The organism is Saliphagus sp. LR7 (assembly GCF_003344565.1).
Classification (GTDB): domain Archaea; phylum Halobacteriota; class Halobacteria; order Halobacteriales; family Natrialbaceae; genus Saliphagus; species Saliphagus infecundisoli.
The window spans coordinates 91,790-107,317 of record NZ_QPND01000004.1; the positions used below are offsets into that span (position 1 = coordinate 91,790).

The following is a 15,528-nucleotide window of genomic DNA, read 5'->3' on the forward strand; positions in this document are numbered from 1 at the left end:
CCAGACGTGGCGACGGGCTCGGTCAGCCGTCGTCCCCGCCCCCCGGCTCGATGCTCCCGGGCTCGACGTCGACCCAGAGGTGGACGTAGTAGTCGGTGGTCTCCGTCGAGAGCTCCGCGGGCACCTCGTCGGGGTACAACAGCCAGACCAGCCGGACGTCCTCGCCGGTCATCGTCGGCTCGACCTCGTGGGGGTGGTGCCAGCTCTCGTTGTGGGCGAGACGGGTCTCGAACCGGTTGAGTTCGTTCTGGTCGCGAACGACCGTCTCGTTGACGGTCGCGTTCGCGACGGTTCCGTTTCCGGCCGTCTCGTTCCCGAGCGTGTCGTTCTCGACCACCTCGACCTCCTGCTCGACGAGAACCACCGTGTAGTTGGTCGTCCGGTGTTCGTGGTTGTCGACGCCGACGATCACCTCGCTGCTCTCGCCGCGCTGGAACTCCTCGGGGTAGCCGTCGGCGACGAGCTCGCCCTCGTCGGTCTCGGTGAGGAGGTAGACCGCCGAGAACTGTTCGCCGGTCTGGGGGACCATCACCGCGTAGCCGACGCTCGCGACCGCCAGCAGGATCGAGGCCGCCAGCAGGACGTTCAGCGCCGCGTCGGCCCGCGAGTCGGGCCGGGCGATCTCGTCGCGACCGGCGGCGATCCACGCCCGGTAGGGCACCGCAAACCGCTCGTCGGCGGGGAGTTCCCGCCGACGGTGGGCCCCGACGGCGACGGCGATCAGCGTGAAGGCGCTGACGGCGACCATGATCGGCACCAGCCGGATCCCCCACGGCGTGAAGTTGAGCACGAGCCCGATGAGGGGGACGACGGCGATCGAGAGCCCGAAGGAGAGCGCGACTCGCTCGATCCCGTCGATCCCCGAGCGGGCAGAGCGGCTCCAGGTCGCGCTGGCGTCCCCGCCGTCTCCTTCCTCCTCGATCCCGGCACCGTCGGCGACCGGCGACTCCCCCTCCTCGGGGAACAGCGCCGCGACGAACGCGTAGCCGGGGACGAAGAGCACGAACGCGAGTCCGATCGGCACCCGGAGCGGCGTCTCGCGGATCACGGGCGCGAGCACCGCGACGTTGGTCGCGACGACCAGCGCGACCGCCGCGGCGAGGTCGGCCGGTAGCTCCCGGAGCCCTCGAGGAAGCGCGAGCCACAGCGTCCGGGGCGCGACCATCGGTAATCCGATCGGTCCCATCGCCCTAAAAGTCGGTCGATCCTCGCGGATCGGCGGTGGCGGCCAGCCCCGCTCAGACCAGCCCCTCGTACAGCGCGAGATACCGGTCCGCGATCGCCTCGAGGGAGAACGCCTCGCTGCGGTCGGCCGCGTTCGCCCCGATCCGCTCGCGCAGCGCCGGCTCCTCGAGGCGCTCGATGGCCGCCACGAACCCCTCGAGCGATTCCGCCTTCAGGCAGTCCTCGCCGTCGACGAGCCACTCGTAGGTCGGGATCTCCCGGACCAGCGGCGGCTTTCTGCAGGCCATCGCCTCCAGGAGGGCCATCCCCTCGTTTTCGTTCTTGGTCGGGAAGTAGAAGACGTCGCCGGCGGCGAACGCGCCCCGCGGGTCCTCGATGTAGCCCGTAAATCGGCAGTTCTCGGGTGAGTTCGCGACGAGTTCGCGGGTCGAACGGGGTTGGAGGTATTTGTCGAGCGTGCCCCCCGTTGGATTGAGGTAGCCGAACCAGACGAAATCCAGGTGGGGCATCCGGCGGGCGGTCTCGACGAACGTCTCGACACCCTTGCGCTTGATGACGTGACCGAACATGAAGACGACGGGGGGCTCGAGGTCGTAGCGCTCCAGATACTCCTCGCGGAGGTTCGAAAAGCCCCGGAGGCGATCCGGGTCGAAGCCGTTCGAGATCACCGTCGTCGGCGTGTCGGTGTACGTTTCGACCACATCGCGGTTGTGCTCGGAGGGACAGACGAGGTGGTCGACCCGGCCGTAGGCGTATTCGAGGTAGGGCCGGAGGGGGACGGCGAGGGCGTTCGAGAGGACGAAGCTCTCCCGGAAGTCCTCGGCGGTCTGGTGGGCGTGTGCGACGACGGGGACCCCCCTCCGGCGGGCTCGTTCGGCGTAGTAGAGCGATCTGGGGCCCATGTTGTTGAGGTGGAGCAGATCGACCGACAGCGAGGGTTCGGTCGTGTACTCGATTCCCTGATCCTCCAGGATTCGGCGCTGGTTTCGCACCGACTCGGCGTGGCCGCCGGTGATCTGTGACTCCCACTCGAAGTAGTGGCTGACTCTCACCCTCGGCCCCTCCTCGTCAGGCGGCCGTCGGCCCGCGCGGTCCGCCGGCTGCCGGCCGGCGACCGGTGCGGGCGAGACCGGCGGACGCGCGGCCGGCGGGTCACGGTCGGCGACCGGAACGCTCCCACGGCGCGATCACCGGACCTCGAGCCAGGGGACCTCCACGAGCGGCGGGATGTGGGTCTCGACGTGGTGTTCCCAGACCCCCTGCTCGCCGAACGCCTCGCCGTGGTCGGCGGTCACGACGACCCGGCCGTCGAGTTCGGTGACCAGGTCGGCGACGGCCTCCAGGGCGATCCGGAGGTTCTCCTCGTAGAGGGCCATCGCGGCCGTCCGGGTCCCGTCCGTGAGGAGGTCGGCGGGGTCGAGCTCGAGCCAGAGGCCGACCTTCTGGGCGAACCCGCTGTCCTCGAGGCGCTCCTCGACTTTCGGGCGGATCGCGTTACCCAGCGAGGAGAGGGCGCCGGTGCCGCCGTCGGTGGCGGGCTCGCTCTCGGCCTCCTGGCGCTTGATCCCCTTCTGGATCTGCTTGAGTTTCCGGCCTTTCCCCCGCGAGAGGTAGGGGGCGTGGGGCTGCATGTAGTGGAGCACCGTCCGGTCGGCGTCCTCGACTTCCTCCTGGTGGTTCTCCAGGGCCTCCGCGAGCGCGCCGGGCGGGACGGTCCCCAACTCGTCGTCCCAGCCGCTCTTCCAGACGTCGATCACCTCCCGGATATGGTCGCTCGCGGTCCACTCGTACTCACAGCTCGCCCCCCACTTGAGCTCGCTGAGAGGGATCCCCAGGTCGTTGATGAAGGGGTTGCCCGAGAAGTAGGCGATGTCGTGGTCGCCGGTGAACGTCCGGGAGGCCCACTCGGGGGTCGAGGAGCCGACGCTGCGTCGCTTCACTACGTCTCCGTCGAGGTAGTCGTCGTAGACGTCCCTGAACACGTCGTACCGGCACGCGTCCAGCACCAGACAGTAGTCCCACCCTGACTCCAGAAAGCGCTGGTCGTCCATCGGTCGTCGGGGAGTCGTCGTCCGACCATTGTATTCTTTCCGTTAAACCGACGGTCGTCGCCCGCTCGCCACTGACTCGCGTGAATCCCCTGTCTTGTGGCGGGCTGTGGCCGGAGCGTTCTCCTGCCGAGGGCCCCAGTTGTGGCCCGAACCCGCTCCGGGCAGCGGGTTCCCGGTCCGGACCCGCCACGAAAGCGGACCCTTCAAGTCCAATACGGTGCCGTACTCGCCATGGACGAGCGGAACCGGCGGGCGTACCTCCTCGGCGCGATCGGGGCCGTCGTGGTCCTCACGCTCCTGTTCGTCGCCGTCGGCGCCCGGCGGATCGCCGACTCCCTGCTGTCGGCCGATCCCGTCTTCGTCGCCGCGACCGCTGGCCTCGCGTGTTGCTGGCTCGCGGCCTGGGGGCTGATGCTCAGGACCGTCCTCGGCGCCCTCGGCGTCTCCCTCCCGCCACCGCTGGCGGTCGCCGTCTACGCCGGGATCGTCTTCGGGAACAACGTCACTCCCTTCGGCCAGGCCGGCGGCGAGCCGGTCGCGGCCGCCCTCGTCTCGAAGGTGGCCGACGCCCGCTACGAGACCGGCCTCGCCGCCGTTACCAGCCTCGACGTCCTGAACGTCGTCCCCTCGCTCTCGCTTGCCTTTCTCGGCGTCGGCTACTACGCGACTACCGCCGCCGTCGGCGAGCGCCTCGAGGCCGCCGTCCTCTCGGTGGCCGCCCTCGGCGTCGGCGTCGTGCTCGTCGCTACGGTCGTCTGGCGGCGCCGTCACGCGATCGCCACCCGGCTCCCGGCGGTCGTCGCCCCCCGCCTCGGCCGGCTGGGGGGAGCGCGGTTCGACCCCGAGGCGCTCGAGGCCGACCTCCGGGAGCGAACCCGGCGGTTCTTCGCGAACGTCGGCCGCGTCGCCACGAGCCGGCGTCGGCTGGCCGCCGCACTGGGCTTGTCGCTTTCGGGCTGGCTCTTCCAGGTCGTCGCGCTCGCGGCGGCGTTCGCCGCGGTCGGCCACGCCGCCCCGCTCGCCGTGCTCGTCTTCGCCATCCCAATCGCGAACCTCGCCGGCGCGGCCCCGCTCCCGGGCGGGCTCGGCGGCATCGAGGCCGCGTTCGTCGCCGTCCTCGTCCCGACGACCGGGATCGAGCCCTCCGCCGTGACCGCGGCCGTCCTCGTCTTTCGGGGAGCCACCTACTGGCTCTCGACCCTGCTCGGCGGCGTCGCCGTCTCCGCGTTCGGCGTCCGGACGGTTCGGTAACCTCGGTCGCGGTCGTGGCGCACGCGGTCCGTCGCGGTTTCCAGGCCCACCGCCACATCGGTCTCCAGGCCCTGTTCGGTGAAGTCCTCGACCGTCTCGCGGTCGACGAAGCCGGGCAGTGATTCGACGACGATGCGGTCGCGGTCGCCGAGCGCAGAAGCGATCGCCTGTCGGGTCTCCGCGGGTACCTCGCGCTCGTCGAGGAAGGAGCCGGAGGTGTAGATCTTCACCAGCCCGGAATCGCCATCGGTCTCCTCGGACTCGTGGTCGAGACAGTGCTGGATCAGGTCCATCAGGGCGTCGTGGGACACGCTGCCGCCCTCGACGGACTCGGCGACGTAGCCACACATCGTACAGCCGCCGGCGCGCGCCCAGCGACAGCCGCTGATGGTGTGGCTCTGGTAGACGCCGTCGGGCGTGTCGTCCTCGTCGATCCACACCCGGGTGGGCTCGTGGGGGTCGTAGCTCTGGCCGTTCTCCGTGCGGCTGTCGCGCATCACCTCGGTGTGCGCGTCCATCCCCCGCCCGCGTTCGTACAACTTCGGGCGTCTCCCGGTTCGATAGCAGGCACGAGCGTTGGGGAGCAGTTCGTACCCATATATTCCACCGTACTACCAAATTTTATAATCGTACAACTCTGGGGCCGAAACGATGCTTCGAGACGAAACGTACCGGCGACGCGACGTGCTGCGAGCGGGTGGAATCGTGCTCGGCGGCTCCCTCCTGTCGGGGTCAGTGACGGCCGACGACGGCGACGGAACGACGCTGACGCTCCTGTCGTACAACGACATTCAGACGGCGGCCGCCGAGGACGAGGACTTCCCACGGCTGGTGACACTCATCGAGGAGCGACGAGCGGCCGCCGACGGGCCGGTCGTCGTGGTCGGTGGCGGCGACCAGGTGGGGCCGCACGCGCTCAGTCCGATCTCGCAGTGGCGCGCGCCGGTGGACGTGCTCAACGAGGTCGAGCCGGACGCGGACGTGATCGGGAACCACGAGTTCGACTACGGGTTCGACGCCATCTCCGACGTGACGGCCGACTCCGAGTTCCCCTGGCTGGCGACCAACCTCGTGACCGACGACGGCGAGGCGTTCGACGGGACCGAGTCGACGCAGGTCGTCGACCGCGGCGGCGTTGGCATCGGGATCATCGGCCTCGCCGACGAGGGAGCGACGACCGGGAAGACGAACATCGACTTCGAGGCGGAGGGCGTCACCATCGAGGACTTCACCGAGACGGGCCCCGCGGAGGCACGGCGGCTCAGAGAGCACGAGGACGTCGACGTCGTCGTCGCGCTCGCACACACGGGCGTCCCGGACGCGAAGGCGCTCGCCGAGGCGGACGCCGACGACGACATCGACGTGATCGTCGCCGGTGATGACGAACTCGACTATCCGCCGCAGACGACGAGCGGCTCCATCGTCTCCGAGGCGGAGGCGCGGGCGAACTACCTCAGCGAGATCGAACTGACGGTCGAGGGCGGCGAGGTGACCTCGTGGGACGGCGAACTGATCGAGGTCACGGACGACATCGCGAAGGATCCGACCGCCTCACAGATCATCAACGACTACCGCGCGGAGGTGAGCCTCGACTCGGTCATCGCCGAGACCGAAACGCCACTCGACGCCACGTTCTCGTCGAACTACCACCGCGAGACGAACTACGGCAACCTGATCACCGACGCGATGCGCGAGCGGACCGACGCCGACGTCGCGATCACGAACGCCGGCGGCATCCGCTCGGACGCGGTGTACGGTCCCGGCGAGATCACCGGCGGCGACGTGTTCAACACCCTCCCGTTCCCGAATACGATCGTCACGCTGGAGCTCACGGGGGCGGAACTCGTCGAGACGCTGGCGAGTCAGATCGTCACCCTCGAGAGCGAGACCGGGCAGGAGTTCGGCGAGGAGGTGTCCCAGCAGGTCAGCGGCGTGCGCTTCGAGTGGGTCCCCCATGACGACGCGGAGCAGCTAGTTCGCGACGTGCGCGTCGGCGGCGAGGCGCTCGAGGCGGACGCGACCTACGAGGTCGCCGTCAACAACTTCATCGCCGACGGCGGGAGCGGCTACCCCCTTGAAGACAAGCCGGTGATCGAGGACACCGACGAACTGCTTGCGACGAGCGTCGTCGAATATCTCAGGGAGCGTGATACCGTCGCCCCCACCGTCGAGGGCCGCATGCAGCGCGTCGACCGCGACCTGCCCGACGCCGCCGTGACCGTCGACGGAAACGGCAAGGTCGTCGAGCAGTTCGACACGCCCGACGACGTCGAGTCGGTCGCGGGCGACACCGCCGCGGTGTGGTCGCCTGACGGGGAGCACGTCGACGCGGAGCACGTCGTCTTCGACGAGGACGACGAGACGCTGGTCGTCCGCGCCGACGACGGCGCCCTCGCGGAGACGGTCGAGGACGCGGAGGACGGCGACGAAGTCCCGCTCGACCTCTACGTCGAGTACGAGTCGAGCGAGTTCGACCACGTCTACTTCGAGCGCTCCCGGCTGAACGCCGACCTCGCGGCCACCGTTCGACGGCGCGGCCGGAGCCGTGCTTGCGGGGCACCCGGGAGTCACTGACGAGACCCCGGACGACGCCGTCGGGCGTGTCGTCCTCGTCGATTCAGACCCGGTGGGGTCGTCGGGGTCGCTCTCCGCGCGGCTGTCGCGCATCACCTCGGTGTGCGTGTCCATCCTCCGCCCGCGTTCGTACAGTTCGGGCGTCGGCTCGCTGCTCATGGCTGAACTGGGCGGTGCGGGAGAAATCGACTTGACAGGGCCGCCAGAGCCAGTACGGGCGCTCCTCCTCGTCGTCCAGACGAACCCTCGTGGGGTTGAAGCGCCATGATCGAGTACCCGGCGATCCTCGAGCACTGGTTCCAGGCGAACCTTAGTCGTCTTCTCCGGGACCTGGGCCCATGAAATCCGCAAGGCTCGTGGGCTTATTCTTGTCGTTCTCGAAGACGCTCTCCAAGGACTTCTCTAACACCTCGAGGCGCTGTTTCGTGTACTCCCGGCAGCCGTACTCCTCGGCGACGTCGATCGCGGTCTGCATGTACTTGTTGACCGACCCCTGGTGGACGGTGAGGTTGACCTTCCCGCCACACTCCCGGCAGACCTCGGTCAGGGGCATCCGGCGGAACTTTGCCCCGCAGTCGAGACATCGGGTCTCCTGGCGCGAGAAGGCCCGGAGGTTCCCGATGAGGTCGGGCAGGAAGTGGTACTCGATGACCCGCTCTGCGACGTCGGTCTCGTCGACCGCCCGGAGCTTCCGGGCGAGTTCGAGCTGGGCGTCCATCTTCTCCATCATCGAGCCCAGGGTCTTGTACGCGGAGAGGTCCGGTCCGAGCGCGATGTCGCTCGTGTCGTGGGTGTGGGCGAAGCCGGTGTACTCGCCGTCGGTGCCGACGCTTTCCTCGGCGATTCGCACGTTGACGGATTCGGGGTCGGCCATCTCCCGGGTCGCCTCGTAGAACTCGAGGGGATACTCGCTCACGACGTCCATGTTGTGGGCCTCGTCGTCGATCTCGGCGGGATCGATCCGCGAGGACATGACGAGGGGGGCGTCCATCTTCCCGCCGCGCTGATCTGGCAAAAAACTCTCACTGAAGTTCAGGAGGCCGTCCATGAGCAACATGACGCAGTCCTCGTCGCCGTCACACTGCTTTTGTGACGTGTTGTTCGCGACGAGGGAGTGGGAGTCTGCGACGGTGAGACAGTAGACGGATTCGACATCCGATTCGACGTACTCGACGGACGAGACCGCCTCGACGAGATAGTCGCCGTCGCCGCCATCGAACACGCGCCGACCGGCCGGTTCGATGGTCTCGACGTGGGCACGGAGTCGATCGTCCTTTCTGGAGAGGTGAAAACCGACCCGTCGGGCGAACGTGACGGCGTCCGAAGAGGTGATCTCGAGGACGTACGACGGCGCCGAGAGCGAGGGATCGTCGACGTCGTAGTAGTGGGGAAACTTCTCACGGAGAGGAACCGGATCGGTGGCCGTGACCTTCCCGCAGATCCCGAGACGGCTCAGGAGCGCCAGGACGTCCTCTTTGAGTTCGGGGCTGACCGTCGTCGCCGAGACGAGCAGGCCGTTCGCATCGACGCCGCCGTCGCCGCTGAAGTAGCCGGCGAGATACGCCTCGACGATCCGGTCGGGCGCGTCGAACAGCGGCTGGGGAATGGATTTCGTCCTCGCGAACACGCCGGCGTCGAGGACCGAGTCGAACAAGGTCCGGAGGAGGCGTCCCGAGACCGTCACTTTCGCGTGGTTCTCCCGGTAGGGCTCGACGCCGAACTCCTCCTCGAACACCTCGAGGAAGTAGTCACGGGCTTCGGATTCGGTCCCACAGACCGTCGTTTGATGAATCGTTCCCTTCGGCGTCTCCTGTTCGCGGGCGAATCCCTCGGCCGCGTAGTACCCCAGCAGGGTCGCAACCCGCTCATTGAGTTCGACGTACCGGTTGATCGCGGTCCGGTCCCGGCGCATGCCGAGGCGGACGTCCCGTGGGACGAACTCAAGGAACTCCTCACGGGAGTTGAACAGTTCGAGGAGCAGGTCGGCCGGGAAACTCCGCCGGTAGAGGTAGTTGCTGAACGTCTTCTCGCTCAGGTCGAAGTGGGCGGCCGTATCCACCAGCGTGTAGAACTCGTCGTCGGCCTCCGGGGCGAGCACTGCCTCGAACAGGTCGTAGAGGCGGTCCTTCTCAAGGCCCTTGATCATGAGCCGCGCGGGATCGACCGAGTCACAGTCGAGGAACTCCGCGAGGAGATCGAACTCTTCTACCGAGTCGTTTCCGACGACGTCGAGGTGATCGGGGACGACGACGTGATTGTCCTCGGTCAGTGTCGACGCGCGTGTTTCGGACAGCCCCCCGTTCTCGTATGTATGGACGTCGTGATCCGGGGTCAACTCGATCTCGCGGCCGCTTCGGGTCTCGAGACGAACGAGGTGATCGGGTGCAGGATGTTTCGAGACGGCGGTGATCGGTTTCGACGCGAGTTGCCCGTCGTCGTCGATCGACGGCGCGGCGACCTCTCCCTCCAACTCCTCGATTTCGGTTCCGAAGTCGTCCGTTCGGGGGGCCTCAAGGCGGGACTCGACCAGCGTCTCGATCGACTCGTGGCGCCAGGCGTCCGACTCGTCTCGGAACCACACCTTGGTGTCGGGATGGAAGCAGTTGCGGCGCTTGGCCGCGTGAAAGTACGGATGTGCGTAGCCGACGGCGGCGCTCGTAAAGCCGATGACGCGGCCGACAGTCGCCGCGGAGGTGTGTGGGGCCATCCCGAAGACGAGCTCACCGACGAGATCCTCTCGGTCCTCTATCTCGTAGAAGGGCTCGAGCCCGTAGTACTGCGAAAGGAGGTCGTCGACGAAGTCCGCCGTCGCCATTACGTGGTCGGCGGCGCCGTCCGAGAGAACGACGTCCTGGACCTTGAGCTCGACCAGCTGGTCCTCGTGAACGAGCGGTTCGCCGTGGACATCCTCCTCGTAGCCAAGCGCCTGAAGCTGGCCGACATCGACGTCGAGTTCTCGCGCCCGGACCGAGGTCACGGGGAGGTCGGTCATGTCGTAGCGGACGGTGCCGTCCTTGAACGTGCTGACGTCGTGTTTCGCCCGAAGGATCCCCTTCTCCATCGGCTCGGGGACCCGATCCGCCGACATCATTCCCTTCACCCCTTTGAGGATCTCGAAGGCGCTCTCGCGTTCGCCGACCGACTCGAGGGCGTCGCGGTACTCGGCGTCGATGTCGATCTCCGTCGCCTCGACGCAGGTCGCCTCCCGCTCGCAGCGGTCGCACTCGACCCGGCCGGCCTCGTCGGGCTCGATCCGCCGGTCGCAGTCGGGACAGCGGTAGTCGGCCTCGGTCCGGCTCTCACACTCCGGACACCGGTTCTTGTACGTCTCGGTGTGACAGTTGGGACACCGGTTGCGGGCGACGTCCACCTCGACCACTCCCGGCGTGTCGGACATCGTCTCGGCGTGGCTGCCCGCCTTCGCGACGTCGCGCTGGGCGCCGCCGGCCTCCCCGATCGGGAACAGGGTGTGGACCGCCGGGCTGAGGTCCCGGCGCTCGGACTTCTCGGGGCGGCCCATCCGGTTGCCGATCCGGGTCGGGGCCCGCTCTCGCACCGTGAAGGGCGCGACCTCGTCGACGGCCTCGATGGCGTTCTCGCCGCCGTCCCACTCGCGGGCGCGTTCGGAGAGGTCCCCGCGGTCCCACATGCGTTCGATCCGCGGCCCGTCGGGGGCGTCCTCGCCGTCCTCACCCGACGGATCGGCGGCGACGCCGCCGTCGCCGATCGCCCGCTCGCTGTCTCCTCCACCAGCCCCGTCCGGTCTGCGAACCACGCAACCGAGCGACTCGACGAACGGCCGCCAGTCGTCGACCGTGATGCGGTCCTCGCGCTGTCGGTGTTCGATCACGACCGTCTCTAAGGCCTCCCGAACTGCCTCGTCCGGTTCGAGCACGAGCCGTTCGCCCGCGCGTTCGAGGCGACCGGCCGAGACCGCGTCGGCGAGCGCGTCGAACCCGTCGACCGGGAGGTCGTGCCACTGGTAGGTGTAGGTGGGATGAAGCGGCGCGTCGTACTCTTTGGCCCACTCCAGGGCGTTCGTGGCGGCCGGGGACTCGAGGTCGATCCCCGGATCGTCCGAGAGCGCCTGGACGTCCGCGCCCGCCGCCTCCATCTCCTGTTCCCACCACTCGACGGCGTAGCCCGCGGGCGCGAGTGGATGGTTGTTCTCGACGAACTCGCCGTAGTTGACGAGGTACTCGCCGGCGTCGATGATCGCCTCGACGCCGTTTTTCACCTCCCGGGCCTCCTCGACGCTATCGATCCGGCGGACGTCGCCGTTGGCGAGGCGAACGGTGGGGCCCTCGATACTGTCGACGGGAACGACGCCGTGGGCCTTTCCGGGGCGTTCGGTCTTGATCTGGGTTCCCGTCGCGAGAAAGTCGTCGACGATGTGCATCGTCGCGGGGTGGACCCCGCCGGTCGCAAAGCCGTGATTTCGCGCCCGGCCGTACCGGAGGCGAAAGCCCCCCTTCGCGCTGGGATGGGCGAAGACCGGCCGGCCGGCGATCAGGTCCCGGAGGAACTTCTCGGAGGGCTCCGCCCGGGGCGATCCCGCCGGTTTCGCCGGTTTCTCGGCGCCGTCCCCGTCGGCACCCTTCCGGTCTCCCGTCTCCTCCTCGTCGGCCTCCGATTCGTCCGTCTCCTCGCCGTCGGCGTAGTTGCCGTCGATCAGGTCCTGGAGCCAGGGCCAGTCGATCTCGTCTAACTCGCGGGTGTAGCGCTGGATCTTGGGGGCCTTCAGCGCGATCCCCTCGGCGAGGACGAGACACATCCCTCCGCGCGCGGAGTTGGTGTCTACCCGTTCTATGTCCCGAAAGCCCGAGACCTCCTCGTCGCCCGTCGCCTCGCCGTCCAGCATGATCGGCAGGTTCTCGGCGATGAACTTCGCCTCCTTCGCCTTGGGGGTGTACTGGAGTCCGGTCTCCGAATCGTAGAGGGCGATCTCCTCGGCGTAGCGTTCGACCTCGTCGCTTCTGGCGACGTACTGATCGACGCCGACGAGCGCGCGGGTGTAGTCGGCGACGAGCACGGAGAGTGCCTGGGCAGTGCCCCCCGCCGACCGGATCGGGCCCGCGTAGTAGACGTTGACGAACTCGGTGCCGTCGTCGTTCGTGAGGAGTTCGACCCGGTCGATCCCCTCGATGGGAGCGGCGACGACCCCTTCGGTGAGGAGGGCGACCGCCGTCCGGACGGCACCTTCGACCTTTCCAGCCCGGGTCTCGTAGTCGCCGACCCGCCCCTCCGCGAAGTCCTCGGCGAGCGCGAGGGCGGCCTCCTCGCGGCTCATCTCGCCTTCGAGTTCGCGGACGCGTTCGGCGACGCCGTCGATCCCGAGGATGTTCTCGACTCGGTCGGCCATGTCGCGGGCGACGGGGATCTCGACTTCGGGCTCGGGGTCTTCCCCCCGTGATTTCGCCCGGTTTGCGATCTCGAGGGCCTCCTCCAACCCCCCTTCGAGCCGCTCGAAGTAGCGTTCGTCCTCGGGGCCCATCAGAGCCAGAGGTCGAGGTCGGTGGTCTCGTCGTGCGTGCGTTCGAGGGGCTCCTCGAAGACCCGGAGGTGAACCTCGCCGGCGAACACGGTCGCGCTATTCAGGTGGCCAGCCAGCGTCTCGCCGTCGGGTCGCGAGAGGACGGCGTGGGTGTGAGCGAACCGGTCGCCGTCGAGCCACGAGACGTTACCGACACAGCTTGCGACCTCGAGGGGTTCGTCGAACTCGACGGGTTCGTACTCCTTCGTGTCCTGGTCGTAGAACCAGATCTCGGCGTCGGAGACGGCGCCGAGGGCGGTAAACCAGCCCGCGTCGGCGTCCGCTTCGGCGGCCAGCGACTCGATCTCCCCGCGCCAGTCGGCGCCCGTCTCGAGGCGCGCGACGTACTCCGCGCTCGAGTCGACTTCCCGGTAGTCCATACTCACGCCACGGTGAACGTCGGCAAAAAGTTCGGGGTTCCGGTCGAACCGGTTCGCCCCACCGGCAGCGGGTGTAGACAGGAACGCCTCGCGTTCCGGCGCCGCTGTCAACCAATTTTGCACATAATTGGACGATAAGGGCCAGTAGTGGCTGTTTTCTGTGCGGGACGGGGAACGGAACGTTTAACAGATTGGTGGCCAAGGACAGACCTATGTCGCGGAAATCGACAATGGATCGGCGACGATTCCTCGAGGCAGCCGGCGGAACCGCAACCGCACTCGCGCTCGCGGGTTGTATGGGCGACGACGGTGGCAATGGTAACGGCAACGGGAATGGCAACGGAAACGGCAACGGTAACGGGAATGGCAACGGTAACGGGAACGGCAATGGTAACGGCAACGGCAACGGCGAGGCCGACAACGAGACGGACGGCAACGAAACCGAGGGCAACGAGTCCGAAGGGGGCGACGGGGAGGGCGTAAGCAACGTCCAGAAGGCCCAGAACGCCTGGAACCGCGTCGAGCAGAACCCCAGCCCCGACGCCGAGGACGTCCGCAACGAGGCCTACGTCGCAATGGAGGAGGCCGTCAGGGACGACATGGTCCTGATGCCGCTGTACCACGGACTGAGCGAGCGGTTCTGGTACGACTGGGTCGACATCGAGCCGATGGGCCCGCTGGGGGGCCACCATCAGGTGTACAACACCGCCGAGGTCGATACGAGCAACGAGAACAAAGACGAGAACGTTCTGCGGCTCATCAGCGGGACCGTCTCCACGCTTGACCCCATCGAGTCGACCGACACCGAATCGGCGTCGAAGATCGGGCAGGTCTACGAGGGGCTGACGACCTACCCCGCGGGCGTCACGGAGATGGAGAACCAGCTCCTAGAGAGCGTCGAGCTCTCCGACGACGAGACGACCTACACGTTCACGATCACGGAGGGCGTCGAGTTCCACGACGGGACGGAGCTGACCGCCCAGGACTTCGTCTACTCCTGGCGCCGGCTCGTCGAGTCGCCGAACAGCCAACGGGCGAGTTTCGCCCTCAGTCCGAGCACCGGGGTCGGCATGGAACACGAGACCAGCGAGGACGAGGGCACCGGGCCGGCGAACGTCGTCCCCGAGTCCCTCGGCGTCGAGGCCGTCGACGACTACACCATCGAGATGTCCATCGTCGGGCCGAACCCGTCGACCATGGACGTCCTCACCTACGACTCGTTCTCGGCTGTCCGGCAGGGCTACGTCGGCGACATTCCAGGCGTCGACGGCGAGGTCGACCAGGAGACGTTCGCCACCGAGGACATGAACGGCACCGGCCCCTTCACGTTCGAGGAGTGGGTGCCCGAGGACGTCGTGAGCGTCACCAGCTTCGACAACTACCACGGCGAGGCGGCCAGCGTCGACGGCGTCGAGTGGCAGGTCATCGAGGACGCCGAGGCCATCTGGACGGTCGCCAACGAGCGAAACGTCGACGTCTTCGGCATTCCGACGCCGTACTACGAGGAGGGGAACATTGAGGCCGAGGAGGACGACCAGGGACGACAGGTCGGAACCTACAGCTCCATCGAGAACGGCGACACGGTCAACTACGTCGGCGTCTCGGACATCTCGACGTACTACTTCGCGTTCAACGTCGCCCAGACCGAACTCGCTCCCCGACAGGCGATCGCGTACATCACCAACCACGAGTCGATCGTCCAGGAGGTCTTCGCCGGGCGCGGGACCGAGGCGTTCAGCTTCACCCCGCCCGCGCTGTGGCCCGAGGACGTCGTCGCCTACGATCAGTGGGTCGAGGACTGGCAGTACGGCGCCAACCAGACCGACCGTGAGTCGGCGACCCAGGTCCTAGAGGAGGCCGGCTACACCGAGGACGATCCGTACTCGATCACGCTGACGACCTACGAGGACCCGACGTTCCAGGACGCCGCACGCCTCATCCGCGACCAGGCCTCCGGGACAGGCCTCGAGTTCGAGATCGAACAGGCCCAGTTCTCGACGCTCATCAGCCGCGGCGAGGAGGGGAACCTCCAGATGTACTCGCTGGGCTGGATCTGGAGCTGGACCTCCATCGCGTACGGCATGTTCGGCTTCGAGCCGGCCAACACCGACACCAGTCGCATGCCCGGCGAGGCCAACGGCTACTACCTCGACTGGCAGGCGGCCGCGGAGGGCGAACTCGAGACCGGCGGCAACGGCGGTGCCGGAAACGAGACCGGTGGGAACGAGACCGGCGGAAACGAGACGAACGAGACCGGTGGCAACGAAAGCGACGGCATGGACGCCGGTAACGAGACCGCCGACAACGAAAGCGAGGGAATGGGCGCCGGCAACGAGACGAACGAAACCGGCGGCAACGAGACCGGCGGCAACGAAAGCGACGAATAACCCCGTTCCCCGGTTCTCGCGAACTGACGGCGGTGTCGGTCCTCGACCCGACGAATCGTCGGTTCGATTCCTGTGACCCGCTCGCGAGAAACCGAGGCAAATATACCCTTCCATCGTAACCAACTACTATGATGAACACGGCGACCATTTTCCAGGCAGGTGGGCCG

General features: G+C 67.6%; 7 protein-coding genes and 2 pseudogenes. 3 read left to right on the forward strand and 6 right to left on the reverse strand.

The features are described 5' to 3' along the window. Positions 1-22: 22 nt before the first annotated feature. From DVH23_RS07595 to DVH23_RS07605, 3 genes and pseudogenes are all read right to left on the reverse strand, one after another. Positions 23-1,165, reverse strand: a complete 1,143-nt coding sequence (locus DVH23_RS07595; protein ID WP_114576843.1) for a DUF1616 domain-containing protein — start codon at positions 1,163-1,165, stop codon at positions 23-25. 73 nt (positions 1,166-1,238) lie between these two features. Beyond that, positions 1,239-2,270: pseudogene (locus DVH23_RS07600) on the reverse strand (glycosyltransferase family 4 protein); the annotation flags it as partial. Between the two features lie 102 nt (positions 2,271-2,372). Further along, on the reverse strand, positions 2,373-3,236 hold the full coding sequence (locus DVH23_RS07605) for a hypothetical protein (protein ID WP_114576845.1): 864 nt from the start codon (positions 3,234-3,236) through the stop codon (positions 2,373-2,375). 231 nt (positions 3,237-3,467) lie between these two features. Here DVH23_RS07605 and DVH23_RS07610 point away from each other — a divergent pair, with 231 nt between their 5' ends. Next, entirely contained in the window at positions 3,468-4,487 is a 1,020-nt protein-coding gene (locus DVH23_RS07610) for a lysylphosphatidylglycerol synthase transmembrane domain-containing protein (protein WP_114576846.1), read from the forward strand. An 11-nt stretch (positions 4,488-4,498) separates the two neighbouring features. Here DVH23_RS07610 and DVH23_RS07615 read toward each other — a convergent pair. After that, positions 4,499-5,005 (reverse strand): annotated as a pseudogene (locus DVH23_RS07615) (TIGR01210 family radical SAM protein); the annotation flags it as partial. Between the two features lie 166 nt (positions 5,006-5,171). On the opposite strand from DVH23_RS07615, the gene DVH23_RS07620 reads away from it, so the two are divergent. Further along, positions 5,172-7,061: a 5'-nucleotidase C-terminal domain-containing protein gene (locus DVH23_RS07620; RefSeq protein ID WP_114577056.1), complete on the forward strand. Its 1,890-nt coding sequence runs from the start codon at positions 5,172-5,174 to the stop codon at positions 7,059-7,061. A 310-nt stretch (positions 7,062-7,371) separates the two neighbouring features. Here DVH23_RS07620 and DVH23_RS07630 read toward each other — a convergent pair whose 3' ends face one another. Together DVH23_RS07630 and DVH23_RS07635 are read right to left on the reverse strand one after the other, a co-directional pair. Then, a complete protein-coding gene (locus DVH23_RS07630; protein WP_114576848.1) occupies positions 7,372-12,555 on the reverse strand; it encodes an LAGLIDADG family homing endonuclease in 5,184 nt (1,727 codons plus the stop codon). Further along, positions 12,555-12,974, reverse strand: coding sequence for a PPC domain-containing DNA-binding protein (locus DVH23_RS07635; RefSeq protein WP_114576849.1), 420 nt, complete (start codon positions 12,972-12,974; stop codon positions 12,555-12,557). The genes DVH23_RS07630 and DVH23_RS07635 overlap by 1 nt, the downstream gene beginning before the upstream one ends. 212 nt (positions 12,975-13,186) lie before the next feature. Between DVH23_RS07635 and DVH23_RS07640 the strand changes: the two genes are divergently transcribed. Beyond that, positions 13,187-15,361 (forward strand): ABC transporter substrate-binding protein, encoded by a 2,175-nt coding sequence (locus DVH23_RS07640; protein ID WP_232833713.1) that lies wholly within the window; start codon positions 13,187-13,189, stop codon positions 15,359-15,361. Positions 15,362-15,528: the final 167 nt, after the last annotated feature.